The organism is Bradyrhizobium betae (genome assembly GCF_050632175.1).
GTDB lineage: Bacteria > Pseudomonadota > Alphaproteobacteria > Rhizobiales > Xanthobacteraceae > Bradyrhizobium > Bradyrhizobium betae_B.
In genome coordinates this window covers 3,693,130-3,717,583 of record NZ_CP192576.1, presented here as the reverse complement: position 1 = coordinate 3,717,583, position 24,454 = coordinate 3,693,130, and the positions used below count along the sequence as shown (strand labels likewise).

Sequence of the window (24,454 nt, the reverse complement as noted above, 5' to 3'; positions counted from 1 at the left end):
TGGAGGACTTGACCATGCGTACCTACGATCTCACCCCCTTCTACCGTTCCACCGTCGGTTTCGACCGTCTCTTCAACCTGCTCGACCAGGCCGGTTCGGATGGCAGCCCCGGTTATCCCCCTACAACATCGAGCGTACCGGCGAGAACACCTACCGCATCACCGTTGCGGTCTCGGGCTTCGCCAAGGATGAGCTCTCCCTCGTCGCGAAGGAAAACACGCTGACGATCAAGGGCGAGAAAGTCGCCAACGAGAACAGCAAGGCCGAAGTGCTCTATCGCGGCATCGCCGCGCGTGCCTTCGAGCGTGCCTTCCAGCTTGCCGACTTCGTGCAGGTAAAGGACGCTTCGGCTCGAGAACGGGCTGCTTCACGTCGACCTCGTCCGCGAGATTCCCGAAGCCAAGAAGCCGCGCCAGATCGCCATCAACGTGGGCGCGCCGAAGGCGCAGGTGATCGAGAACTCGGCCGCGCAAGTCGCCGCGTAAAACACGCGCGCCACTTCCAGGTTGCGAAAACGCCCCGGTGCCCCGGGGCGTTTTTTTGTGTTGCACCGCATCACAGAGCGGTGAGCGCGCGTAACGCCGCAGCCCCGTGCTCCGTCATTTGGACATCGCAACCAAAACAAGACGGAGAATGATCATGACTTTCTGGCGCAGCCTTTTCGTCGCCGCGAGCCTGCTGGCGGCCCCCTCAGCCTCGCTCATGCACAGGCCCCGCAGACCGTAAAGGCCAAGAACGTGGTGCTGGTGCACGGCGCCTGGGCCGACGGCTCGAGCTGGTCCGAGGTGATCCCGATCCTCCAGGCCGCGGGCCTGCACGTGACCGCCGTGCAGAATCCGCTGTCGTCGCTTGCCGATTCCGTCGAGGCGACCAGGCGCGCGCTGGCCGAGCAGGACGGGCCGACCGTGCTGGTCGCGCATTCCTGGGGCGGCACCGTGATCAGCCAGGTCGGCACCGACCCGAAGGTGACCGGCCTCGTCTATGTCGCCGCCCGCGCCCCCGATGCGAACGAGGATTTCGTCGCGCTGTCGAAGCAGTTTCCGACCGGCCCGGTGCGCGCCGGCATCGTCGAGCGCGACGGCTACACCAAGCTCTCGGAAGACGCGTTCCTGAAGTATTTCGCCAATGGCGTGAAGCCGGAGCGGGCCAGGGAGCTCTATGCGGTGCAATGGCCGACGGCCGCCTCGATCTTCGCCGGACGCACCACGGAAGCGGCGTGGCACGCCAAGCCGAGCTGGTATGCGGTCTCGAAGAACGACGACACCATCAATCCCGACTTCGAACGCTTCCTCGCCAAGCGCATGAACGCGACCACGGTCGAGCTCGATGCCGGCCACCTCTCTCTGGTGTCGCATCCGAAGGACGTGGCGAACCTGATCCTGGAAGCGGCGGGCTATCCGCGGAGCTGAAGCGCTGTCGCCTTCGTGAAAAAGCGCCCGAAATTGTCGGGCGCTTTTGTTTGTTCAGCTCTAGTCCAGCCCTTGCGCGGCCGGCATCTCCTGCGTCGGCAAAATCGTGGAAGCGGGCTTGGCCTGACCGACGGTTGCCGCGGCGGCTTGCGATGGGGCTTCCGCGGGCTTTGCCTGCACGGCGGCGGTCTGCGTCGCGGGCTCGGCCGGCTTCGCCGCTGCGACAGGCGCCGCGCCGCGCGACGGAGCGGCCTTGGGCAGCGGCACGGCGCGGCTGGCGACATGCGGGATCGGGGCTGGCGGACGTGGCGGGCCACCGCGGACCATGGTGGGCGGCGGCAGCGCGCTTTGCGGTCCGTAAGGCGCGACCGCGCGCTCCTCATAGGCGGGGGCCATGCCATAGGCGTCGGCGGCCGGCATGAAGCGCAAAATTCTCCCGTCGCGGGCGTCGACCACCAGCCGGCCGTCGTCGCCGCGGCGGTCGATCACCGCGATGGTATAGACGCTGCCGCGCAGGCGCGGGATGCCGAGCGGCGAGAAGCCGTTGTCGCGCAGCACCGCATAGACCTCGGTCGAAGGCAGCAGCGCCGGTGCCGGGCCGCGCTCCTCGTAGCCATAGCCATAGCCATAGCGCGGCGGCGGTGGCGGCGCGGCTTCGCCCGGCGCATAGGGGCCGTCGAAATCGGACACGGCGATTGCGGCCCCGACTGAAATACCGTTCGCCGGGACTTGCGGAGGAATCTGCGCTTGAGCCGCGGTCTCAGCCAGCGCCAGCGCGGCGGCGACTACACATCCTGTGAAAAACTTCATGGTCGGCACGCTCCTGTCAGGCCCCCGAATGCCTCGCGCGCTTTCGCTTCTTGCGGCGTGACGCGCCTTTCGAAGGGGTGATCCGAAGCTTCACCGGGGATTCCGGCGTCGCTTGGGCCGGATCGGGGCGCGTTTGCTTCAAAACGGGGGCCGCGCAACTTTCGGAAAGCGATTGATTGACAGATCGGGAATCGGGACTTCCGCGCGCTTGTGTGATAGACAAAAATTTGGCAAGGTGATGGTTAGGACAGGAAGACTGTCTCAATTTTGCTTGCGGTTCCGGCATAGGGATTGCAACGAAAGTCGGTGCTCTCGAGCACTGGGAAGGCAACAGGCAAAGCCGTTCTCGGGGACGAAGAACGCCTAGCCTGGCTCTAAGAAAATGCGGCTCGCAGCGGACGAGCGGTGACCCAGAAGCGGGTGCCGCGGAACGCCCAAGGTGCGCCGAAGAGAGCGGTGAGGCAGCTTGCCGCATGGAGAGGACGAGGACATGAACGGGTCGCAATTCGAGCGCGCAAACATCGTGGCAGAAGAACTGTCGGCGACGGTCGCCTCGAAAACGACCGATCCGATTCAGGAACACAATTCGCGTCCGCCGGCCGTGGGCCTCTACGATCCGAGCCTGGAGAAGGATTCCTGCGGCGTCGGCTTCATTGCCAACATCAAGGGCAAGAAGTCCCACGAGATCGTCTCGGACGCGCTCAGCATCCTCTGCAATCTCGAGCATCGCGGCGCTGTCGGCGCTGACCCGCGCGCCGGCGACGGCGCCGGCATTCTGGTGCAGATCCCGCACGCCTTCTTCAGCCGCAAGGCCGGAGAGCTCGGCTTCGCGCTGCCTCAGCCCGGCGAATATGCCATCGGCGCGCTGTTCATGCCGCGCGACACCGCCTGGCGCAACGTCATCAAGAGCATCATCGCCGACCAGATCAAGGAAGAGGGCCTGACCCTGCTCGGCTGGCGCGACGTGCCGACCGACAATTCCTCGCTCGGCGTCACCGTGAAGCCGACCGAGCCCGCCTGCATGCAGGTGTTCATCGGCCGCAACGGCACCGCCAAGACCGAGGACGATTTCGAGCGCCGGCTCTACATCCTGCGCAAGTCGATCTCGCAGGCGATCTATCAGCGCCGCGACCGCGGGCTTGCGGGCTATTACCCCTGCTCGATGTCCTGCCGCACCGTGATCTACAAGGGCATGTTCCTCGCCGACCAGCTCGGCAAGTACTATCCCGACCTGCATGAGAAGGATTTCGAGAGCGCGCTGGCGCTGGTGCATCAGCGGTTCTCGACCAACACCTTCCCGGCATGGTCGCTGGCGCATCCCTACCGCATGATCGCGCACAACGGCGAGATCAACACGCTGCGCGGCAACACCAACTGGATGGCCGCGCGCCAGGCCTCGGTGAGCTCCGAGCTCTACGGCAAGGACATCAACAGGCTCTGGCCGATCTCCTACGAAGGCCAGTCGGACACCGCCTGCTTCGACAACGCGCTCGAATTCCTGGTGCAGGGCGGCTACTCGCTGCCGCACGCGGTCATGATGATGATTCCGGAGGCGTGGGCCGGCAATCCCCTGATGGATGAGACGCGCCGCGCCTTCTACGAATATCACGCCGCGCTGATGGAGCCGTGGGATGGCCCCGCCGCGATCGCCTTCACCGACGGCCGCAAGATCGGCGCCACGCTCGACCGCAACGGATTGCGGCCGGCGCGCTACCTCGTGACCAAGGACGACCGCATCGTGATGGCGTCCGAGATGGGCGTGCTGACGATCCCCGAGGACCAGATCATCACCAAGTGGCGGCTGCAGCCCGGCAAGATGCTGCTGGTCGACCTCGAGCAGGGCCGCCTGATCCCCGACGACGAGATCAAGGCCGATCTCGCCAGGAGCCATCCCTACAAGAAATGGCTGGAGCGCACCCAGATCGTGCTGGAAGAGCTGCCGAAGGTGCCGACCACCGGCGTGCGCTCCAACCTATCGCTGCTCGATCGCCAGCAGGCCTTCGGCTACAGCCAGGAAGACATCACGATCCTGATGACGCCGATGGCCTCCATCGGCGAGGAAGCAGCGGGCTCCATGGGCAACGACACGCCGATCTCGGCGCTGTCGGACAAGGCCAAGCCGCTGTTCACCTATTTCAAGCAGAACTTCGCGCAGGTCACCAACCCGCCGATCGACCCGATCCGCGAGGAGCTGGTGATGAGCCTGGTCTCGATCATCGGACCGCGGCCGAACCTGTTCGACCTGCAGGGTCTCGCCACCACCAAGCGTCTCGAAGCGCGCCAGCCGATCCTGACCGACGCCGATCTCGAAAAGATCCGCTCGATCTCGGAAGTCGCTGAATCGCACTTCAAGTCGCGCACGCTCGACACCACCTTCCACTCCGGCCTCGGTGCGGCCGGGATGGACCAGGTGCTCGACGAACTCTGCGCACGCGCGGAAAGCGCGGTGCGCGAAGGCGTCAACATCATCATCCTGTCCGACCGCATGGTCGGCAGCGACCGCGTGCCGATCCCCTCGCTGCTGGCCTGCGCCTCCGTGCATCATCACTTGATCCGCACCGGCCTGCGCACTTCGGTCGGCCTCGTGGTCGAATCCGGCGAGCCGCGCGAAGTGCATCACTTCGCGTGCCTCGCGGGCTATGGCGCCGAAGCGATCAATCCTTACCTGGCGTTCGAGACCATCATCGCGATGAAGGACCGCCTGCCCGGCTCGCTCGACGATTACGAGATCGTCAAGCGCTACATCAAGTCGATCGGCAAGGGCCTCCTCAAGGTGATGTCCAAGATGGGCATCTCGACCTACCAGTCCTATTGCGGCGCGCAGATCTTCGACGCGGTCGGCCTCAAGGCGGACTTCGTCGGAAAGTTCTTCGCCGGCACGCATACCCGCGTCGAGGGCGTGGGCCTGGCCGAGATCGCGGAAGAAGCCGTGCGCCGCCATGCCGACGCGTTCGGCGAGGCGCTCGTCTACAAGACCTCGCTCGATGTCGGCGGCGAATATGCCTATCGCAGCCGCGGCGAAGACCATGCATGGACCGCGGAATCGGTCGGGCTGCTGCAGCACGCCGCACGCGGCAATTCGCTGGAGCGCTACCGCGCCTTCGCAAAGATCCTCAACGAGCAGTCGGAGCGCCTGCTGACGCTGCGCGGCCTGTTCCGGATCAAGAACGCCGAGGAAGACAAGCGCAAGCCGGTGCCGCTCGACCAGGTCGAGTCGGCCAAGGACATCGTCAAGCGTTTCGCCACCGGCGCGATGAGCTTCGGCTCGATCTCGCGCGAGGCGCACACCACGCTCGCGATCGCCATGAACCGGATCGGCGGCAAGTCGAACACCGGCGAAGGCGGCGAGGAATCGGACCGCTTCAAGCCGATGCCGAACGGCGACAGCATGCGCTCGGCGATCAAGCAGGTCGCCTCGGGCCGCTTCGGCGTCACCACGGAGTATCTCGTCAACTCCGACATGATGCAGATCAAGATGGCGCAGGGTGCCAAGCCCGGCGAAGGCGGCCAGCTGCCTGGCCACAAGGTCGACGCGACCATCGCAAAAGTCCGCCACTCGACGCCGGGCGTCGGCCTGATCTCGCCGCCGCCGCACCACGACATCTACTCGATCGAGGATCTGGCGCAGCTCATCTACGACCTCAAGAACGTCAACCCGGCGGGCGACGTCTCGGTCAAGCTCGTCTCCGAGATCGGCGTCGGCACGGTCGCCGCGGGTGTCGCCAAGGCGCGCGCGGACCATGTCACCATCGCGGGCTTCGAGGGCGGCACCGGCGCTTCGCCGCTGACCTCGATCAAGCATGCCGGCTCGCCGTGGGAAATCGGCCTCGCCGAAACCCACCAGACGCTGGTGCGCGAGCGGCTGCGCAGCCGCATCGTGGTCCAGGTCGACGGCGGCTTCCGCACCGGCCGTGACGTCGTGATCGGCGCGCTGCTGGGCGCGGACGAGTTTGGCTTCGCCACCGCGCCGCTGATCGCGGCCGGCTGCATCATGATGCGCAAGTGCCATCTCAACACCTGCCCGGTCGGCGTCGCGACCCAGGACCCCGTCCTGCGCAAGCGCTTCACCGGCCAGCCCGAGCACGTCATCAACTACTTCTTCTTCGTCGCGGAGGAAGTCCGCGAGATCATGGCCTCGCTCGGCTTCCGCACCTTCAACGAGATGGTCGGCCAGGTTCAGCTGCTCGACCAGACCAAGCTGGTCGCGCACTGGAAGGCCAAGGGCCTCGATTTCTCCAAGCTGTTCGTCAAACAGAAGGAAGAGAAGGGCCAGAAGATCTATCACTCCGAGCGCCAGAACCATCATCTGGAGGCCGTGCTCGACCGCACGCTGATCGAGAAGGCGCAGCCCGCGCTCGATCGCGGCGCACCGGTGAAGATCGAGGCCACCATCAACAGCACCAACCGTTCCGCCGGCGCGATGCTGTCGGGTGCGGTCGCCAAGATCTACGGTCATGCGGGCCTGCCGCAGGACACGATCCATGTCAGCCTCAAGGGCACCGCCGGCCAGGCCTTCGGTGCGTGGCTCGCGAACGGCGTCACGTTCGAGCTCGAGGGTGAAGGCAACGACTATGTCGGCAAGGGCCTGTCGGGCGGCAAGATCATCGTCAAGCCGCCGGCCAACAGCAGCATCGTGCCGGAAGAGAGCATCATCGTCGGCAACACCGTGATGTACGGCGCGATCCAGGGCGAGTGCTATTTCCGCGGCGTCGCCGGCGAACGCTTCGCCGTGCGCAACTCCGGCGCGGTCGCCGTGGTCGAAGGCGCCGGCGATCATTGCTGCGAATACATGACCGGCGGCATCGTGGTCGTGCTCGGCAAGACCGGGCGCAACTTCGCGGCCGGCATGTCCGGCGGCATCGCCTATGTGCTGGACGAGGATGGCTCCTTCGACAAGCTCTGCAACATGGCGATGGTCGAGCTCGAGCCGGTGCTGTCGGAAGAGATGATCAACGCCGACAGCTATCACGCCAGTGGCGATCTCGAGGCTCATGGCCGGGTCGACGTGTTCAAGAACCTGCTGGCCTCGGACGTCGAGCGCCTGCACGTCCTGATCACGCGCCATGCGAAAGCGACCGGCTCCAAGCGTGCCGCCGACATCCTTGCCAACTGGAAGGACTGGCTGCCCAAATTCCGCAAGGTGATGCCGGTCGAGTACCGGCGCGCGCTGCGCGAACTGGCCACCAACGCGGACGCCGAGCCGAAAATCGCGATCGGAGCGTAGGATTATCAGCGCCCGTCATTGCGAGCGCAGCGAAGCAATCCAGACTTTTCCTGAGCAACAGACTGGATTGCTTCGTCGCTACAGTGCAAAATTGCTCCGCAGTTTTGTCACGGGCTCCTCGCAATGACGGTTGAAGAAGCAACAAACGAATTAAGCGGCAGGGACTTCGGGTTTAATGGGCAAGATCACGGGTTTTCTCGAAATCGAACGGCATGACCGCAAGTACACCCCGGTCGCCGAGCGCGTGAAGCATTACAACGAGTTCGTCGTTCCCCTCTCCGAGAAGGAAACGCGCGACCAGGCCGCGCGCTGCATGAACTGCGGCATTCCTTATTGCCACGGCACCGGCTCGGTCTCGCCCGGCACGCCCGGCTGCCCGGTCAACAACCAGATCCCCGATTTCAACGACCTCGTCTATCAGGGCAACTGGGAAGAAGCCTCGCGCAACCTGCACTCGACCAACAATTTCCCGGAATTCACCGGGCGCATTTGTCCTGCGCCGTGCGAGGCATCCTGCACGCTCAACATCGACGACAACCCGGTCACCATCAAGACCATCGAATGCGCGATCGTCGACCGCGCCTGGGACAATGGCTGGCTGAAGCCTGAGATCGCCGCCCACAAGACCGGCAAGAAGGTCGCCGTGATCGGCGCGGGACCGGCCGGCATGGCCTGCGCGCAGCAGCTCGCGCGCGCCGGCCACGACGTGCATGTCTTCGAGAAGTACGCCAAGGCCGGCGGCCTTCTGCGCTACGGCATTCCCGACTTCAAGATGGAAAAGGGCGTCATCGACCGACGCATCACGCAGATGGAAGGCGAAGGCGTCACCTTCCACTACAACAGCCATGTCGGCACTGACGGCAACGTCGATCCACGCGAGATGCTCAACGCCTACGATGCCGTGGCGCTGACCGGCGGCGCAGAAGCCCCGCGCGACCTGCCGATCCCCGGCCGCGACCTCGCCGGGATCCATTACGCGATGGACTTCCTGCCGCAACAAAATCGCCGCGTCTCCAGCGAGCCCTTGAACGGCGTCCAGGAGATCCTGGCCGCCGGCAAGCACGTCGTCGTCATCGGCGGCGGCGACACCGGAAGCGACTGCATCGGCACCTCGCTGCGCCAGGGTGCGCTCTCCGTGACCCAGCTCGAGATCATGCCGGCCCCGCCCGAGCACGAGAACAAGGGCCTGACCTGGCCGAACTGGCCGCTGAAGATGCGGACATCGTCCAGCCAGGCCGAAGGCGCGATCCGCGAATTCGCCGTGCTGACCCAGAAGTTCACCGGCGAAGACGGCAAGGTCAAGAAGCTGCACTGCGTCCGCGTCGACGACAAGTTCAAGCCGATCGCCGGCACCGAGTTCGAGCTGGATGCTGACCTCGTCCTGCTCGCGATGGGCTTCGTGCACCCTGTGCATGAGGGCCTCTTGAAGCTGCTCTCGGTCGAGCTCGACCCGCGCGGCAACGTCAAGGCCAACACGCTGGACTACCAGACCTCGCGCCCCAACGTGTTCTCGGCCGGTGACATGCGCCGCGGCCAATCGCTGGTGGTGTGGGCGATCCGCGAAGGGCGGCTGTGCGCGCGGTCGATCGATACTTTCTTGATGGGGAAGACGGATCTGCCTCGGTAGATTAGCCGCTACACTGTCATTCCGGGCGGGCCACTTGGCGCGAGCCCGGAATCCATCGAGCCTCAGAGTTCGTGGATAAATGGATTCCGGGCTCGCGCTTCGCGCGCCCCGGAATGACCGGCGTGAACAGCCGCACTCTCGCTCCTTGTCGCACTGAATACGCGACCGCCGGGCTAATTCTGCAGCCTCACGCCCAGCATCACCACCGTCCCCTGCGAGCTCGATCCCGCCTGGTTCGAATCCAGGATGTCATGCCGCAGCGTGCCCTTGATCCAGATGTTGCGGTTGAGCTTGTAGATCAAATTGCCTTCGAGCGAGTAGGTTTTGTCGTTGCGGCCCTGGTTCTGGTAGTCGTAGGTGCCGTAGGTGAACTTGCCGACCGCGGTCAGCCAGCGGCGGAAGTCGTGATCAACTTCGGCGGCGTAGGTGTGCACCAGCACGCCGGAGGAGCCGGGAATGGTGGTCTCCGCGATCTGCGTGTCGGTGAAAAATTTCACCGTGGTGAGGCCGCTCGCGTTCCAGATCAGCGAGCCCGAGGTGAGGAAGCCCGCGAGCTGGCTCAGCCGCGGGTCGGTGTAGTTGCGCGCGGAATAGCCGACCGAGACTTCGCCGATCAGGATGCGCGAGAACTCAAAGGACGAGCCGATTTTGGCATAGCCGCCGTTTGAATCGCGGAAGTAGCCGTTGCGGTCGGCGGCCTCGTCGTGGATTCGGGTGTCGCCCTGGATCTCGACGAACGGCTTCAGGCCCGGCTTCAGATCGTAGGAGAAACGTCCGACGCCGCCATACTGGTTGAAGTCGCGGTCGTGATTGTCGAAGACCGAGCCATCGGTGAGTTTCGAATCCGTGTAGGCGGTGCGATCGACCGTGGCGCCGGCGGCCACCTGGAAGCGGTTGAAAGTCTGGTCGAAGCCGATTGTGGTGCCGTAAGCGGCGTAGATGGGATATTTTTGCAGGCCGGCCTGCACGTTCGGGCTGCCGGGATTGTCAGTGGCGAGCCGCAGGCGCGCCTGCCCGGTCAGCTTGAGATCGCGGTCGACATCGAGGCGGCCGTCGACATGGCCGGTGAAATCGGGGCGGTTGATCTCGACCGGCGAGGGCGAAGCAAAACCGTCGATCGTCGCCGGCATGTTGTTGGTGTAGCCCGAGAACGAGCCGCGCAGATCGGCGACCAGCGCGTGACGCTCCCAATCGGACTGCACGAGCAGATCGGGCGCGACGACATAGACCGGCGAGCCGATCGGCTTGTTGAGGCGCGCCGGATTGGTGTCGTAGCCTGCGGAGAGCTCGAGCCCGCCCTTGATCAGGAAGCTGCCGGCATAGTCGCCGACCGCGCCGAATGCATCGTCATCCGCCTTGAGGCGGCGGCGCAGCGGCTGGCCGGGCACGGTGCCCGCCATCGCGGCCGGCACCGGCGCCTTGTTGGCGGAGGCGGACGGCGGCGGCGCGATCTTCGGCAGGCCGAGCGTGGACGGTTGCGGCTTCGTGGTCGGCAAAGGCGAGCCGGGGCCGGCGCGCTTCGGCTTCGGCTGGCCGGGATAGAGCTTGGGCTGCTGCCGCTTGCGGTTGAGCGAGTCGTATCCGGAACTGCTGGCGCCATTGGCGGCAGGCAGGCCGTAGGTCGGGACCTGATTGGTCGGTGTCTGGCCGACACGTGAGCCCGCCGGGGTCTGCTGTCGCTTGCGCGGATCGGCGTTGGGGTCGGGCGGCGTCGGCAGGGTGTCCGATGGGGCCTGCGGGACGCCCGCGGTGCGGCGCGTCGGCAGCGTCTCCGGCGAGGCGAAGCCGCCGCGGGTGGGATTGAAGAGGTCGGGGGTGAGGCTCTGGGCCGCCGCCGGCGCGTTTCCGAGGGCGGTCAGCACGAAGCACGGCAAGGCCGCGCGCAGGAAATGCGCGCGCTTGCTCCGGCCGGTGCCTGGAGACGACCCCACGATGGAATTACCCCAACAAAATCAAATACTTTTACGATGACCTCCGCCGGCTGGCGGAAACCATCGTTAATGGAGTTAAAACAATTATGGTTAATGACCGGTTGAGGGCCCTTGAGGTCGCGTCGCCTCGCCCGCCCGGGCGTGCTAAGCAGGTGCCAACGGGCACCGCCCCACCCTTCCCTTGGACGAAAACATGCCGAGATCGAAACCGCTGATGACCCCATCATCCGGCTCCACCCCTGCCAGCGTCGACTCCGCGCTCCGCACGCTGGAGACGGAGAGCGGCGGCATCAACGCCCTCGCCGCCGCCCTGCGCGGTCCGCTGGGCGAGACCTTTGCCAAGGCGGTCGACCTGATCCGCAACGCCAAGGGCCGCGTCATCGTCACCGGGCTCGGCAAGTCCGGCCACATGGCACGCAAGATCGCGGCGACGCTGGCTTCGACCGGCACGCCAGCCTTCTTCGTCCACACCGCGGAGGCCGCGCATGGCGACCTCGGCATGATCACCGCCGACGACGTCATCATGGCGCTGTCCTGGTCCGGCGAGCAGCCGGAGATGAAGACCCTGGTGAACTATTCCGCGCGCTTCGCGATCCCCATGATCGCTGTGACGTCCAGCGCGACGTCCTCGCTGGGACAGGCCGCCGACTTCGTACTCGAGCTGCCGAAGGCGCGCGAGGCCTGCCCGCACAATCTGGCGCCGACCACCTCGACCATGATGCAGGTGGCGATCGGCGATGCCATCGCGATCGCGCTGCTCGAAGGCCGCGGCTTCACCGCGCTGGAGTTCGCGCATTTCCACCCCGGCGGCAAGCTGGGCGCGATGCTGAAATTCGTCCGCGACTACATGCGCACCGGCGCGGAGATCCCGCTCAAGCCGCTCGGCACCAAGATGTCGGACGCGGTGATGGAGATGTCGGCCAAGGGCCTGGGGTGCGTCTGCATCGTCGATGATGCCGGCGGCGTCGCGGGCATCATCACCGACGGCGATCTGCGCCGCCACATGCGGCCCGATCTGCTGACGGTGGCGGTCGACGACGTCATGACCAAGCAGCCGAAGACCGTGCCGCCCTCGATGCTCGCCACCGAGATGATCGAGGTACTGAATACGCGCAAGATCACGACGCTGGTGGTGACCGAGGCGGACAAGGTGGTCGGCATCGTGCACCTGCACGATCTGCTGCGCGCGGGTGTGGCGTAGACGCGCTCGCTTCTCGCAATGACGGCGGACTAGGCTGCCGCCACCGTCAAATTGACGCCGTCCACCTGCACCACCTTCACCCGCGTTCCGGCCGGCGTATCGGGACCTGCGACACGCCACACCGTGTCGCCGATGCGCATGGTGCCGTTGCCGTCGACGATCGGTTTCTCCAGCGTGAACTCGCGGCCGAGCAGCGCCTCGGAGCGCTTGTTGAGGAAAGGGCTCGCGCTTGCATCCGACTTTGGCCGGGCGAGCCGGCGCCACACCGGCACCGCGGCGGCGGCGAATACCGCAAACATCACGAGCTGGATCTGCCAGGATATGACGATCGTGGACGAGATCAGGCCGACCAGAAGCGCGGCCAGCCCGAGCCAGAACAGGAAGATGCCTGGCGCCAGCACCTCCAGCCCCATCAGGATGAAGCCGAAGATCAGCCAGTTCCAGGTGCCGAGCGATACGAACATGTCGGTCATGACGCGACCTCTTTCCTATCCCTGCCGTGGCGGCACCACCGGTGGCGTACCGCCGGTCGTCGGCACCGAACCGCGACGCCCGGCGGCGGACGCCGCACTCTCGCCGAACGTTGCCTTCGCGATCTCGCCGATGCCGGCGAGCGAGCCCAGCATGCTCATCGCCTCCACCGGAAGCATGATGACCTTCTGGTTCGGCGAGTCGGCCAATTGCCCGAACGCCTTGATATACTTGTCGGCGATGAAATAGTTCAGCGCCGCGACGTCGCCCTTGCTGATGGCCTCACTGACCATCTGCGTTGCCTTGGCTTCGGCCTCGGCCGAGCGCTCGCGCGCTTCGGCGTCGCGGAACGCAGCTTCCTTGCGGCCCTCGGCCTGGAGGATCTGGCCCTGCTTGGCGCCTTCGGCGCGCAGGATCTCGGACTGGCGCTGGCCTTCGGCGGCCAGAATGTCCGCGCGCTTGACGCGCTCGGCCTTCATCTGCCGGCCCATGGCCTCGACGAGGTCGGCGGGCGGCACGATGTCCTTGATCTCGATGCGGTTGACCTTGAGGCCCCAGGGCGAGACCGCAGCATCGACCACGCGCAGCAGGCGCTCGTTGATCTCGTCGCGATGCGACAGCACCTGGTCGAGGTCCATCGCGCCCATCACTGAACGGATATTGGTCATGGTCAGGACGGTGACGGCCTGGGTCAGGTTGGAGACCTCGTAGCTTGCCTTGGCGGCATCGAACACCTGGTAGAAGGCGACGCCGTCCACCGTCACGGTGGCGTTGTCCTTGGTAATGACCTCCTGCTCGGGAATGTCGATCACCTGCTCCATCATGTTGATCTTGCGCCCGACGCGATCGAAATAGGGCACGATCAGATTGAGCCCGGGGCTCAGGGTCTGGGTGTATTTGCCAAACCGCTCGATGGTCCAGTCATAGCCCTGCGGCACCGTCTTGACGCCGGCGACCAGCGTGACGATGACGAGCGCAACCAGCACAATCGCGAAAATGTCGAAGCCGCTCATATGTCCTCCAAGGCAGGAAAAGCCGTTTCCCGCGCTGTCATTGGTCGGGATCGCGACCTTACCGGTTCAGCGGCTGTCAGTAACGTCGGTATCGGTGCGATTCTGCACAAGACGTGGGGACAGGGAACGGTCGCGATTATGTATTTGCGAAAAGCTCTTGAAAGCGTGCAGACGCAAACCTAGCGGCAAACGTTAAGATTTTGAGCCGTACCGCGCGGTTTGGTCGGGATGCCCTTCAAATCCAGCCCTGAAGCTCGCGCAGCACCAGGGTGCGGATCACGTCCATGCCGGGCTCGCTGTCGTTGAGGCAGGGGATGGCAGCGAAATGCTCGCCGCCGTTCTGCTCGAAGATCTCGGCATTCTCCTGCGCGATTTCCTCCAGCGTCTCCAGGCAGTCGGCGGAAAAGCCAGGGGTCACCACGGCGATGCTGCGCACGCCTTCCTTGGCGAGGCGCTCCATCGTCTTGTCGGTGTAGGGCTGCAGCCACTCGTCGAGATCCGAAGCGGGACTGGAAGGTCAGCAGCAATTTCGTCTCGTCCATGCCGAGCCGACGGCGCAGGGCCTCGGTGGTGGCAACGCACTGTCCCTGATAGGGATCACCCTTGTCGACATAGGATTTCGGCATGCCGTGGAAGGAGGCGACGATCAGCTCGGGCTTGAACGACAGGCTCGCCAGATGCGTCTCGATCGAGGTGGCCAGCGCCTCGATATAGGCCTCGTCCTCGTAGTAAGGCGGCGTCACCCGCAGCGTCGGCTGCGCGCGGAGCCGGGAGAGCACGCGGAACACTTCGTCGCAGACGGTGGCCGAAGTCGGTGCGGAATATTGCGGATAGAGCGGGACGGCGAGGATGCGGTCGCATCCCCTCGCGATCAGCCCGTCGATGCCCGACTTGATCGACGGATTGCCGTAGCGCATCGCCCAGTCCACCACGACGTGCTCACGGTCCGACAGCGCGGCCGCGAGCTTGTCGCTCTGCGAGCGCGTGATGGTCTTCAGCGGCGACTCGTTCTTCTCAGTATTCCAGATCTTCAGATAGTCGCGCGCCTTGGCGCGAGGCCGGGTGCGCAGGATGATCCCGTTCAGCACCACTTTCCAGATCAGGCCCTGATCCTCGATGACGCGGGCATCCGACAGAAATTCCTTCAAATAGACCCGCACGCCGGGCGCGTCGGCCGTATCGGGCGTGCCGAGGTTGACCAGGAGCACGCCGACGCGCGGCTGGTTGGTCTGGAGGGCCGGCTTCGCGGTCTCGATGGGGGCTATGGTCGTCATGATCCGTTGCGTCGCGCGTTGCACCGAACTTGTCAAGATTGGGCCGGTTTCGCTAGGGTCCGCGTCGAGGGGAGGAACCATGACGCTGGCAGAATGGTGCGTGTTCGGGGCGCTGCTGCTCTATCTCCTAACGATCGCATCGATCAAATGGATCAGGTTTCGCGGATTCGACAATTCCCGGCCGCGTGACCCAGCCTTCTACGGAGACGCCCTCGCGCAGCGTACCCTCGGTGCCCACCAAAACGGCATCGAGACCTTTCCGTTCTTCGCCTTCGCCGTCCTGCTCGCCGAATACCGGGATTCGCCGCAGCGGCTGATCGACGAACTCGCGGCACTGTTTCTGATCGTGCGGATCGCCTATGTGCTGACCTATCTCGGCAACCGCCCGACGCTGCGCTCGATCCTCTGGAGCATCGGCTTTGCGATCAATCTGGCGATCTTCCTGATGCCGCTGCTGAAGCGGTTCTTGCCGGTGTGATGGGGCGAGGCTGTCCCAAAGCCGTCATTGCGAGGAACTCTTGCGACGAAGCAATCCAGGCTGCTGCCGCGGAGGGATTCTGGATTGCTTCGCCGCGTTCGCAATGACGGAGCAAGGTGAGCGACCGCTGTTTCCAGGCCGGCACCGTGAACGCAGGCGTCGGCTCAGAAACACGTGGTCCGCTCGGCCGCGATGTAGCCCAGCAGCAGGCCCGTGCCGAACAGCAGCACGAGGGCGGCGGCACCGAATTCGATGCCGCGCATGAACAGCGCGCCGCCGCCGTCGCGGCCCGCGCTCAGGCGGGCGGCGATGTCCTTGGCGGAGACGGCAACGAGGGCAATCGCGGCAACCGTGATCGCGGTGCCGAGCCCCATCAGGAAGGTCGCGGCAATGCCGGCCCAGAACAGGCCCTGGGCGAGCGCGAACACCAGCACCAGGATTGCGCCCGAGCAGGGACGGATGCCGACGGTCAGGATCGCAGCGAAGCCGCGCCGCCAGCCGCCAGGGCCGGCGAGCTCGCTCGGCGTGGGGCCGTGGGAATGGCCGCAATGCTCGTCATGGACGTGGTCGTGCCCGTGATGGTGATCGGCATGGGCGTGACTGTGATCGTGGTGATGGTGAGCATGGTCATGATGATCGTGGGCATCATGATGATGGTGATGATGGTGATGACCGTGATCGTGATGGTCATGTGGCACGCCCGCGATCGCAGGCACCGGCTGGGCGGCCTGGAGCGCACGGATGAAAGTACGTCCCTTGACCCAGACCAGACGCAGGCCGAACAGCGCGATCAGGCCATAGCTCGCGATCTCTATCGCGCCTTCCGCCTTGCACATGGTCTTTGCGGTCGCGTTCAGCACCCAGGCCGAGATACCGACGATGAGAATTGCGACCAGCGACTGCATCAGGGCGGATGCAAACGAGAGCGCGATGCCGCGCCGCGCGGTCTCGCGGTTGGCGACGAGATAGGAGGCGATCACCGCCTTGCCGTGACCGGGCCCTGCGGCGTGGAAGATGCCATAGGCGAACGAGATGAACAGCAGCGTCCACACCGCCGAGCCGTCGGTCTTGGCGGCGCGGATGGTCGCGGACATCTGGCGATAGAATTCAGACTGTTTTGCCAGCAGCCAGCCGATGAAGCCGCCGGCCGCGGGCTCGGCGGGCTGCGCGGGACGCGGCGCGCCGAACGGATTCTGCGCGAGGAGATCGTGGAGCGCGGCATCGGCCACGCCTACGACGAGAAGAACGCCGGCGCAGACGACGAGCCAGCGCGCGAGCGGGGAGAGCTGCGGCTTCAAGGGCAATCCACCGTGATCTTGTTGGCGAACATCATGCCGAAATTCGAGTTCTCGCCGTTCAGGAAGGTCTGCTCGTTGAGCTTCTGGGCGGTGGCGGAGCCGTCGCTGGGCCGATCGAGCTTCATCTGGCAGCCTGCGGGCGCGCCGACCAGCTTGACCGGATTGTCCTTGGCCATCTGGAAGTCGATGAAATAGGAGCGGTCGAACACTTCGAGCACCAGTTGCTTGGCCTTCACCGGATTCTTCAGCGGCAGCGTGAAGTGCAGGGTCAGCACCGCATCCTTGTAGTCGAGGAAGTAGTCGACCGGCTCGTTAAAACGCTCCTTCTTGCCGTCGGCTCGCGCAAAGGTGAAGTAGGCGTATTCCTTCAGCGACTCGACATTGGTCTGCGCCAGCGGCGCCAGCTCCTCGCGCGTGTAGGCACCCTTGGTCTTGCTCTCAAGCCCCTGCACCGCATAGGCCGAGAACATGTCGTCGAAGGTCCAGGCGTGGCGCACCCCGGTGATGCTGCCGTCGGGCGCATAGACGAGCTCGCTGGTCGCGGTGATCCAGACATGCGGATGCGCGTGCGCCACGCTCGCCGCGAGCGTGAGGCCTGCGGCGAGCAACAGGCCGAACAGGGCGCGCATGCCCATCAGGCCGCATTCGCGGTGTCGAGCAGGCCGCGGCGGCGGAGCAGCGCGTCCGGCTCCGGCGGACGGCCGCGGAAGGCCTCATAGGCGGCTTCCGGATCGACCGATCCGCCGCTCGAATAAATGTCGTCGTGCAGGCGCTTGGCGACAGCGGGATCGAATATGTTGCCGGCCTCCTCGAACGCGCCGAACGCGTCGGCGTCCATCACCTCCGACCACATGTAGCTGTAATAGCCGGCGGCATAATGGTCGCCGGAGAAGATGTGGCCGAACTGCGTCGGCCGGTGGCGCAGCGATATCTCCTCGGGCATGCCGATCTTCTCCAGCTCCTTCTTCTCGAACGCGCGCACGTCCTGCGCGGCCGAAGCCGGCTGGGTGTGGAATTCGAGATCGACCAGCGCCGAGGAGACGAACTCGACGGTGGCAAAGCCCTGGTTGAATTTCCGCGCCGCAAGGAAGCGCTGGAGCAGATCGTCCGGCAGCGGCTCGCCGGTCTGGTAATGGCGGGCGAACCGTTGCAGCACCTCGGGTCGCTCCTGCCAGTGCTCGTAGAGTTGGGAGGGCAGCTCGACGAAATCGGTGAACACGGAGGTGCCTGACAGCGACGGATAGGTCACGTTGGAGAGCATGCCATGCAGGCCGTGACCGAATTCGTGGAACAGGGTGCGGGCATCGTCCGGCGACAGCAGCGAGGGCTCGCCGCCGGCACCCTTGGCGAAATTGCAGACATTGATGATCAAGGGCGCGATCTCGCCGTCGAGCTTCTGCTGATCGCGCAGCGAGGTCATCCAGGCGCCGGAGCGCTTTGACGGCCGGGCATAGTAGTCGCCATAGAACAGCGCCTTGTGCTTTCCGTCCGGCCCCGTCACTTCCCAGACGCGGACGTCCGGGTGCCAGACCGGGACGTCCTTGCGCTCGGCGAAGGTGATGCCGAACAGGCGCGTGGCACAATCGAAGGCCGCCGCAATCATGTTGTCGAGGGTCAAATAGGGCTTGATCGCGGCGTCATCGAAATTGGCGCGCTGCAGGCGGAGCTTCTCGGCGTAGAAGCGCCAGTCCCAGGCGGCGAGCTTGAAATTGCCGCCCTCGGCCGTGATCAGCGCCTGCATCTCGTTGCGGTCGGCGAGCGCACGCGCCCGCGCCGGCTTCCAGACCCGCTCGAGCAGGCCGCGCACCGCATCCGGCGTCTTGGCCATGGAATCCTCGAGCCGGTAGGCCGCGAAAGTGGGGTAGCCCAGCAGCTTGGCGCTCTCCTCGCGCAGCTTCAGGATCTCGACGATGGTGGTGTTGTTGTCGTTGGCATTGCCGTTGTCGCCGCGCGCCGTGAAAGCCTTGTAGACCTTCTCGCGCAGGTCACGCCGCGCCGAGCTCTTCAGGAACGGCTCGCTCGAGGAGCGCGACAGCGTCACGATGGCCTTGCCTTCCATGCCGCGCTCTTCCGCCGCAGCCTTGGCTGCGGCGACGAAGCTCTCGGGCAGACCCTGGCGGTCGGCCTCGCCAAGCTCCATGAACCAGTCCTGCTCGTCGGCGAGCAGATGATGACTGAAGCCGGTGCCGAGCTGGGCGAGCTTCTCGTTGATCTCCGCCATGCGCTTTTTGGCCTCCTCCGAGAGGCCGGCGCCCGAGCGGTGGAAGCGGGTGTAGGTGCGCTCCAGCAGGCGAAGCTGCTCGGGAGCCAGATCCAGATTGGCGCGGTTCTCGTGCAGCTGGGCGATGCGGCCAAACAGCACGGCGTTCATCATGATCGGATTCCAGTGCCGCGCCATCCGCAAGGAAACCTCCTTGTCGATTTCCAGGATGGCCGGATTGGAATGCGCCGAAACGAGGTCGTAGAACACGGCCGCGACCTTGCTGAGCAGCTTGCCCGAGCGCTCCAGCGCCGTGATGGTGTTGGCGAAGTCGGCCGCGGCGGGATCGTTGGTGATCGCCGCGATCTCGGCGGAATGATCGGCGAAGGCCTGCTCGAAGGCCGGGAGGAAATGCTCCGGCTCGATCTCGTCGAAGGGCGGGGTCGCGAATGGCGTCAGCCAGGCCTTCAGCAGCGGATTGGTCTCTGAGTCCGTAGTTTGGCGGGGGTCTGACATTGCAAGTCCCGGTTTTCGAGCTGATTTGTTGCGGCCAGCTATAGCACGCGATGGGGCTTTTTTGGGCCATTTGGCCTTGCTCCCGCCCGCCTTTTCGGGGAGATTGCGGCCCTCGAAGCCGAGAGATCCCTGAGCCCATGAACGCGCCCTCCTCGTCCTCCCGTCAGATCGTCTGGCCGAGCGTCATCACCGTCATCAGCGCCGCCATCCTGATCGGCGCCGAAGTGTTCGGCGCAGCCTTTGCCGGCGGCTGGGCGCTCGCGATCCTGTTCGGGCTCGGCGACCAGGGCACGCACATCCTGCAAGCGGTGCTGTTCGCGCTCGGCGTGCTCGTGATGACGGCCTTCGTTCGCGCGGCTCAGCGCATCGAGCCCTTCACGAAACGCGGCTGACGCTTTCTCGCGCAAGAGACGCGCGCACAGTGCTGAAAGCTTAACGCGCGTTCATCTTCCGCGGCGCTCGCGCAACACTGCGCAAGCAGATGTTAGGCAATTCTGTTCTCAGCCTAAAAAAATCTTGCGAAGCAGGGGCAAAACCCTTATGTGCGCTCTTGCCCAATTTCGCACGTGCCTGTGGTCGTGTGTCAGTCGGTAGGTATCCGGACAAGAGGCCGGACAGCCGCCAAGGGGTGAAGAAGCCGAGGGGCTCTTCGGAAGTGCGGAAGCCGAAAGGCCAAAGCAGACTCCGAAGCGTCCAGCATCTCTCTCAAAGAGATGCCTTGTCGAAGGTGACTTCACTTCTTGCAACCGTGACTGGCAGCCGGAGGCGAACCGGCGCACCCCGCTCTCAACGGGGGACGCGACTTAAAGCAACGACGGATCGGGCTTTTTTGGTCTCTACCGGCAGTCCAACGCCGGCGCGGGCTACTGAAAAGGCTTGTCCTTCATTGCCAGGTGTGCGGGCGGGAAATTCCCAACCAATCCACGGCAGCACAGTCTGATCTGAGTCTTTGGCTCGTCGCGCCTCCATCGCGCGATCTGGCCGGGGCGCTTATCCGACGACATTTTTTGAACGGATCCCCGTCGCTGGGCCGTTTGGGAGAGTGCTATGACCGAACGTATTCAGGAATTCCTGCGCAACCGCCGCAGCGAGGGCCAGGACACCGAGCCTTGCCTCGTGGTCGACCTCGAAGTCGTGCGCGACAATTACCAGACCTTTGCCAAGGCGCTGCCCGACAGCCGTGTGTTTTATGCCGTCAAGGCGAACCCGGCGCCGGAAGTGCTGTCCCTGCTCGCCTCCATGGGTTCCTGCTTCGACACCGCGACGGTCGCCGAGATCGAGATGGCGCTGGCCGCGGGTGCGACGCCCGACCGCATCTCCTTCGGCAACACGATCAAGAAGGAGCGCGACATCGCGCGCGCCTTCGCGCACGGCATTCGCCTGTTCGCGGTCGACTGCACCGCCGAAGTCGAGAAGATTGCCCGTGCCGCTCCCGGCGCGAAGGTGTTCTGCCGCATCCTCTATGACTGCGCCGGCGCCGAGTGGCCGCTGTCGCGCAAGTTCGGCTGCGACCCCGAGATGGCCGTCGATGTGCTCGACGCTGCCAAGCGCCTGGGCCTGGAGCCGTGCGGCATCTCGTTCCATGTCGGCTCGCAGCAGCGCAAGGTGAAGGCGTGGGATCGTGCGCTGGCGATGGCCTCGCAGGTGTTCCGCGACTGCGCCGAGCGCGGCATCAACCTGACCATGGTCAACATGGGCGGCGGCTTCCCGACCAAGTACCTGAAGGACGTGCCGCCGGTGGTGACCTACGGCCGCTCGATCTTCCGCGCGCTGCGCAAGCACTTCGGCAACCAGATTCCGGAGACCATCATCGAGCCGGGCCGCGGCATGGTGGGTAACGCCGGCATCATCGAATCCGAGGTCGTGCTGATCTCGAAGAAGAGCGACGAGGACGAGGTGCGCTGGGTTTATCTCGACATCGGCAAGTTCGGCGGTCTCGCCGAGACCATGGACGAGTCGATCCGCTACGCCATCCGCACTCCGCATGACGGCGCGGACATGACGCCGTGCGTGCTCGCGGGTCCGACCTGCGACAGCGCCGACGTGCTGTACGAGAAGAGCCCGTATCCGCTCCCCGTTACGCTCGAGATCGGCGACAAGCTGCTGATCGAAGGCACCGGGGCCTATACGTCGACCTACTCGGCGGTGGCGTTCAACGGCATCCCGCCGCTGAAGACCTACCACATCTGATCCGCCTCTCGTTCTGAGGCCAGACGAACCCGGGAGCCGGCTTGCCGGCTCCTTACCCATCATTTCGATCTGACGACGCCTTGGACCGGCGTGCTTTTGGCACGTCGGCTCAAGCGGGGACTGACGCGCCATGACTACTTTTCGGAAGACACAGGTTGCCCTCACTTCGAAGGCCGCTCCGTTCGCGATCCGTGCGGAGCGTGCTGCCGACGTTGCGATGCGTGAAGCGCTGCTGGATGCCTGCTTTGGCGAGACCCGCCATGACCGCACCTGCCAGCGCCTGCGCGACGGACGCGCACCTGCCGCCGGCCTTGCGCTGTCGGCTATGCGCGAGGGGACGCTCGTGGGAACCGTGCGGCTTTGGCACGTCAGCGCCGGAGGCAGGCCCGCTCTGGTCCTTGGACCGCTGGCGGTGGACCCTGCATGCCGCGAGCTCGGGATCGGCGCCGCGCTGATGCAACAAGCGCTGGCCGCCGCCCGGGCGCGCGGGCATGAAGCCGTGATCCTGCTCGGCGATGCCCCCTATTACGCCCGCTTCGGGTTCTCGCCCGAGAAAACCGGTGCATTGATGCTGCCCGGCCCGTTCGAGCGCGACCGCCTGCTGGCGATCGAATTCCAGGCCGGCACGCTCGATGGCGCCGAGGGGATGATCGTGCCGACCGGTGCGGCCCTGCCCAAACGGAGGGTAGTTCGTCCCCTCCAGGCGCACGCGGCCTGAGGGATTGCCATGATGGCGACGACCGCAGCCGCATCGAGCGGCAGCGCCCGGCCACGCCTGCGCTAAGCTCTTTTCCTTTGGGGTTGCGCGGGCCCGCAAATTGCCCGTAAACCCCACGAAATTCCCCTTCAGTCGAGGCCCATGACCATGTCCCGCCGCCTGATTTCCACCGGCTCCCCTTTCGAAAAGACCGCCGGCTATAGCCGCGCCGTGATCGACGGTGAGTTCGCCTTTGTCGCGGGAACCACCGGCTACGACTACACCACGATGACGATGCCGGCCGATGTCACCAGCCAGTCACGCAACTGCTTCAAGACCATCGAAGCGGCCTTGAAGGAGGGCGGATTCGAGATGGCCGACATCGTCCGCGTGACCTACTACCTCACCGACGCGAAGGATGCAGACGCCCACTTCGCGGTATGCGGCGAAGTCCTCGGCGAGATTCGCCCGGCCGCGACGCTTCTCGTCGTCTCGGCGCTCTACAAGCCCGAGATGAAGGTCGAGATCGAAGCGACCGCCAAGCGCCGCAGCATCTGACAAGCGCCGCAGCGCCTGATCCCCTCACCCATTGTCTGCCAGCACGTTCCGGAGAAACCATCCCATGAGCCCCCCTCGCAGATCTACGCGAAGATCACCGGTCCCATCGTCATGGTCGGCTTCGGCTCCATCGGCAAAGGCACGTTGCCGCTGATCGAGCGGCATCTCGATTACGACAAGTCGCGCGTCACCGTGATCGACCCCAAGGACGAGGGACGCAAGGCGCATTGCGAGAAGCACAATGTCCGCTTCATCCAGAAGGCCGTGACCAGGGACAATTATCGCGAATTGCTGACCCCGCTGCTCACCGAAGGCGGCGGCCAGGGCTTTTGCGTCAATCTCTCGGTCGACACCGGCTCCACCGACATCATGGAGCTCTGCAACGAGCTCGGCGCCCTCTATATCGACACCGTCAACGAGCCCTGGCTCGGCTTCTATTTCGATGCCTCGAAGGGGCCGGAAGCCCGCTCCAACTACGCGCTTCGGGAGGCGACGCTGGCCGCCAAGCGTGCACGGCCCGCGGGTTCGACGACGGCGGTCTCCTGCTGCGGCGCCAACCCCGGCATGGTCTCCTTCTTCGTCAAGCAGGCGCTCCTCAACGTCGCCGCCGACCTCAAGCTCAACGCCCCCAAGCCCAAGACCAAGGCCGAATGGGCGGATCTGATGCGGCAGGCCGGCATCAAGGGCATTCATATCGCCGAACGCGACACCCAGCGCTCCAAGACGCCGAAAGAGCCTGACGTTTTCGTCAACACCTGGTCGGTGGAAGGTTTTCTGTCGGAAGGCGTGCAGCCGTCCGAGCTCGGCTGGGGCACCCATGAGAAGTGGATGCCCGAGAATGCAAAGACCCACGAAGCCGGCTGCGGTGCGGCCATCTATCTGATGCAGCCCGGCGCCAACACGCGCGTGCGCACCTGGTGCCCGACCCGCGGCGCGCAATACGGCTTCCTCGTTACCCACAACGAGTCGATCTCGATCGCCGATTACTTCACGGTGCGCGACGCGTCGGGTACCGCGGTCTACCGGCCGACCTGCCACTACGCCTATCATCCCGCGGACGATGCAGTGCTGTCGCTGCACGAAATGTTCGGCCGCGCCGCCAAGATGCAGGAGAAGCACCACATCCTCGACGAGAACGAGATCGTCGACGGCATCGACGAGCTCGGCGTGCTGCTGTTCGGCCACGACAACAACGCCTACTGGTACGGCTCGCAGCTCTCCATCGAAGAGACCCGCGCGCTCGCGCCCTATCAGAACGCCACTGGGCTGCAGGTGACCTCCGCCGTGCTCGGCGGCATGGTGTGGGCGCTTGAGAACCCCAGGGAAGGCATCGTCGAGGCCGACGAGATGGATTTCGACCGGCTGCTGGAAATCCAGCTGCCCTATCTCGGACCGGTGAAGGGCTACTACACCGACTGGACGCCGCTGACGGATCGGCCGGGACTGTTCCCGGAAGACATCGACACCAGCGATCCCTGGCAGTTCCGGAACGTGCTGGTGCGTTGATTGCGCACTTTCTTTCACGAGCGGCCAAGAACGTGGATGGCCGGGACAAGC

General features: G+C 65.0%; 16 protein-coding genes and 3 pseudogenes. 11 read left to right on the top strand and 8 right to left on the bottom strand.

Going from position 1 to position 24,454, the window contains the following annotated elements:
• The first annotated feature begins 14 nt into the window (after window positions 1-14).
• Window positions 15-485 (top strand): annotated as a pseudogene (locus ACQ86E_RS17860) (Hsp20 family protein).
• 154 nt (window positions 486-639) lie between these two features.
• A pseudogene (locus tag ACQ86E_RS17855) lies at window positions 640-1,409 on the top strand (alpha/beta fold hydrolase).
• Between the two features lie 60 nt (window positions 1,410-1,469).
• On the opposite strand, the gene ACQ86E_RS17850 reads toward ACQ86E_RS17855, so the two are convergent.
• On the bottom strand, window positions 1,470-2,219 hold the full coding sequence (locus ACQ86E_RS17850) for a hypothetical protein (protein ID WP_431201100.1): 750 nt from the start codon (window positions 2,217-2,219) through the stop codon (window positions 1,470-1,472).
• Between the two features lie 490 nt (window positions 2,220-2,709).
• Between ACQ86E_RS17850 and gltB the strand changes: the two genes are divergently transcribed.
• Window positions 2,710-7,443 (top strand): glutamate synthase large subunit, encoded by a 4,734-nt coding sequence (gene gltB, locus ACQ86E_RS17845; RefSeq protein WP_431201099.1) that lies wholly within the window; start codon window positions 2,710-2,712, stop codon window positions 7,441-7,443.
• Window positions 7,444-7,618: 175 nt separating this feature from the next.
• Complete coding sequence (locus ACQ86E_RS17840) at window positions 7,619-9,070, top strand: glutamate synthase subunit beta (RefSeq protein WP_431201098.1); 1,452 nt, start codon at window positions 7,619-7,621, stop codon at window positions 9,068-9,070.
• A 173-nt stretch (window positions 9,071-9,243) separates the two neighbouring features.
• Here the strand turns inward: ACQ86E_RS17840 and ACQ86E_RS17835 are convergent, their stop codons facing one another.
• Window positions 9,244-11,001: an outer membrane beta-barrel protein gene (locus ACQ86E_RS17835; protein WP_431201097.1), complete on the bottom strand. Its 1,758-nt coding sequence runs from the start codon at window positions 10,999-11,001 to the stop codon at window positions 9,244-9,246.
• Between the two features lie 193 nt (window positions 11,002-11,194).
• On the opposite strand from ACQ86E_RS17835, the gene ACQ86E_RS17830 reads away from it, so the two are divergent.
• Window positions 11,195-12,202, top strand: coding sequence for a KpsF/GutQ family sugar-phosphate isomerase (locus ACQ86E_RS17830; protein ID WP_431201096.1), 1,008 nt, complete (start codon window positions 11,195-11,197; stop codon window positions 12,200-12,202).
• 29 nt (window positions 12,203-12,231) lie between these two features.
• On the opposite strand, the gene ACQ86E_RS17825 is transcribed toward ACQ86E_RS17830, so the two are convergent.
• From ACQ86E_RS17825 to hemH, 3 genes and pseudogenes are all read right to left on the bottom strand, one after another.
• The gene (locus ACQ86E_RS17825; protein ID WP_431201095.1) at window positions 12,232-12,675 is read right to left on the bottom strand and encodes an NfeD family protein; all 444 of its coding nucleotides are present in this window, start codon (window positions 12,673-12,675) and stop codon (window positions 12,232-12,234) included.
• 15 nt (window positions 12,676-12,690) lie between these two features.
• The gene (locus tag ACQ86E_RS17820; protein ID WP_431201094.1) at window positions 12,691-13,686 is read right to left on the bottom strand and encodes an SPFH domain-containing protein; all 996 of its coding nucleotides are present in this window, start codon (window positions 13,684-13,686) and stop codon (window positions 12,691-12,693) included.
• Between the two features lie 235 nt (window positions 13,687-13,921).
• A pseudogene (gene hemH, locus ACQ86E_RS17815) lies at window positions 13,922-14,960 on the bottom strand (ferrochelatase).
• A gap of 79 nt (window positions 14,961-15,039) precedes the next feature.
• On the opposite strand from hemH, the gene ACQ86E_RS17810 reads away from it, so the two are divergent.
• A complete protein-coding gene (locus tag ACQ86E_RS17810) occupies window positions 15,040-15,438 on the top strand; it encodes an MAPEG family protein (protein WP_431201093.1) in 399 nt (132 codons plus the stop codon).
• A gap of 164 nt (window positions 15,439-15,602) precedes the next feature.
• On the opposite strand, the gene ACQ86E_RS17805 is transcribed toward ACQ86E_RS17810, so the two are convergent.
• The 3 genes from ACQ86E_RS17805 to ACQ86E_RS17795 are packed head-to-tail and all read right to left on the bottom strand — an operon-like array spanning window position 15,603 to window position 19,452.
• Window positions 15,603-16,736: a nickel/cobalt transporter gene (locus ACQ86E_RS17805; protein WP_431201092.1), complete on the bottom strand. Its 1,134-nt coding sequence runs from the start codon at window positions 16,734-16,736 to the stop codon at window positions 15,603-15,605.
• Window positions 16,733-17,371, bottom strand: coding sequence for a DUF1007 family protein (locus ACQ86E_RS17800; RefSeq protein ID WP_431201091.1), 639 nt, complete (start codon window positions 17,369-17,371; stop codon window positions 16,733-16,735). Before ACQ86E_RS17800 ends, ACQ86E_RS17805 begins: the two co-directional genes overlap by 4 nt.
• Window positions 17,371-19,452, bottom strand: a complete 2,082-nt coding sequence (locus tag ACQ86E_RS17795) for a M3 family metallopeptidase (RefSeq protein WP_431201090.1) — start codon at window positions 19,450-19,452, stop codon at window positions 17,371-17,373. Before ACQ86E_RS17795 ends, ACQ86E_RS17800 begins: the two co-directional genes overlap by 1 nt.
• 137 nt (window positions 19,453-19,589) lie before the next feature.
• Here ACQ86E_RS17795 and ACQ86E_RS17790 point away from each other — a divergent pair, with 137 nt between their 5' ends.
• From ACQ86E_RS17790 to ACQ86E_RS17770, 5 genes are all read left to right on the top strand, one after another.
• A complete protein-coding gene (locus ACQ86E_RS17790; RefSeq protein WP_431201089.1) occupies window positions 19,590-19,844 on the top strand; it encodes a hypothetical protein in 255 nt (84 codons plus the stop codon).
• A 655-nt stretch (window positions 19,845-20,499) separates the two neighbouring features.
• Window positions 20,500-21,642: a type III PLP-dependent enzyme gene (locus ACQ86E_RS17785; RefSeq protein WP_431201088.1), complete on the top strand. Its 1,143-nt coding sequence runs from the start codon at window positions 20,500-20,502 to the stop codon at window positions 21,640-21,642.
• 130 nt (window positions 21,643-21,772) lie between these two features.
• Complete coding sequence (locus ACQ86E_RS17780; protein WP_431201087.1) at window positions 21,773-22,360, top strand: GNAT family N-acetyltransferase; 588 nt, start codon at window positions 21,773-21,775, stop codon at window positions 22,358-22,360.
• Between the two features lie 147 nt (window positions 22,361-22,507).
• Window positions 22,508-22,897 carry a RidA family protein gene (locus ACQ86E_RS17775; protein WP_431206501.1) on the top strand — a complete coding sequence of 130 codons (390 nt, stop codon included), beginning with the start codon at window positions 22,508-22,510 and terminating at the stop codon, window positions 22,895-22,897.
• A 111-nt stretch (window positions 22,898-23,008) separates the two neighbouring features.
• The gene (locus ACQ86E_RS17770) at window positions 23,009-24,403 is read left to right on the top strand and encodes a homospermidine synthase (RefSeq protein WP_431201086.1); all 1,395 of its coding nucleotides are present in this window, start codon (window positions 23,009-23,011) and stop codon (window positions 24,401-24,403) included.
• The last annotated feature ends 51 nt before the right edge of the window (window positions 24,404-24,454 follow it).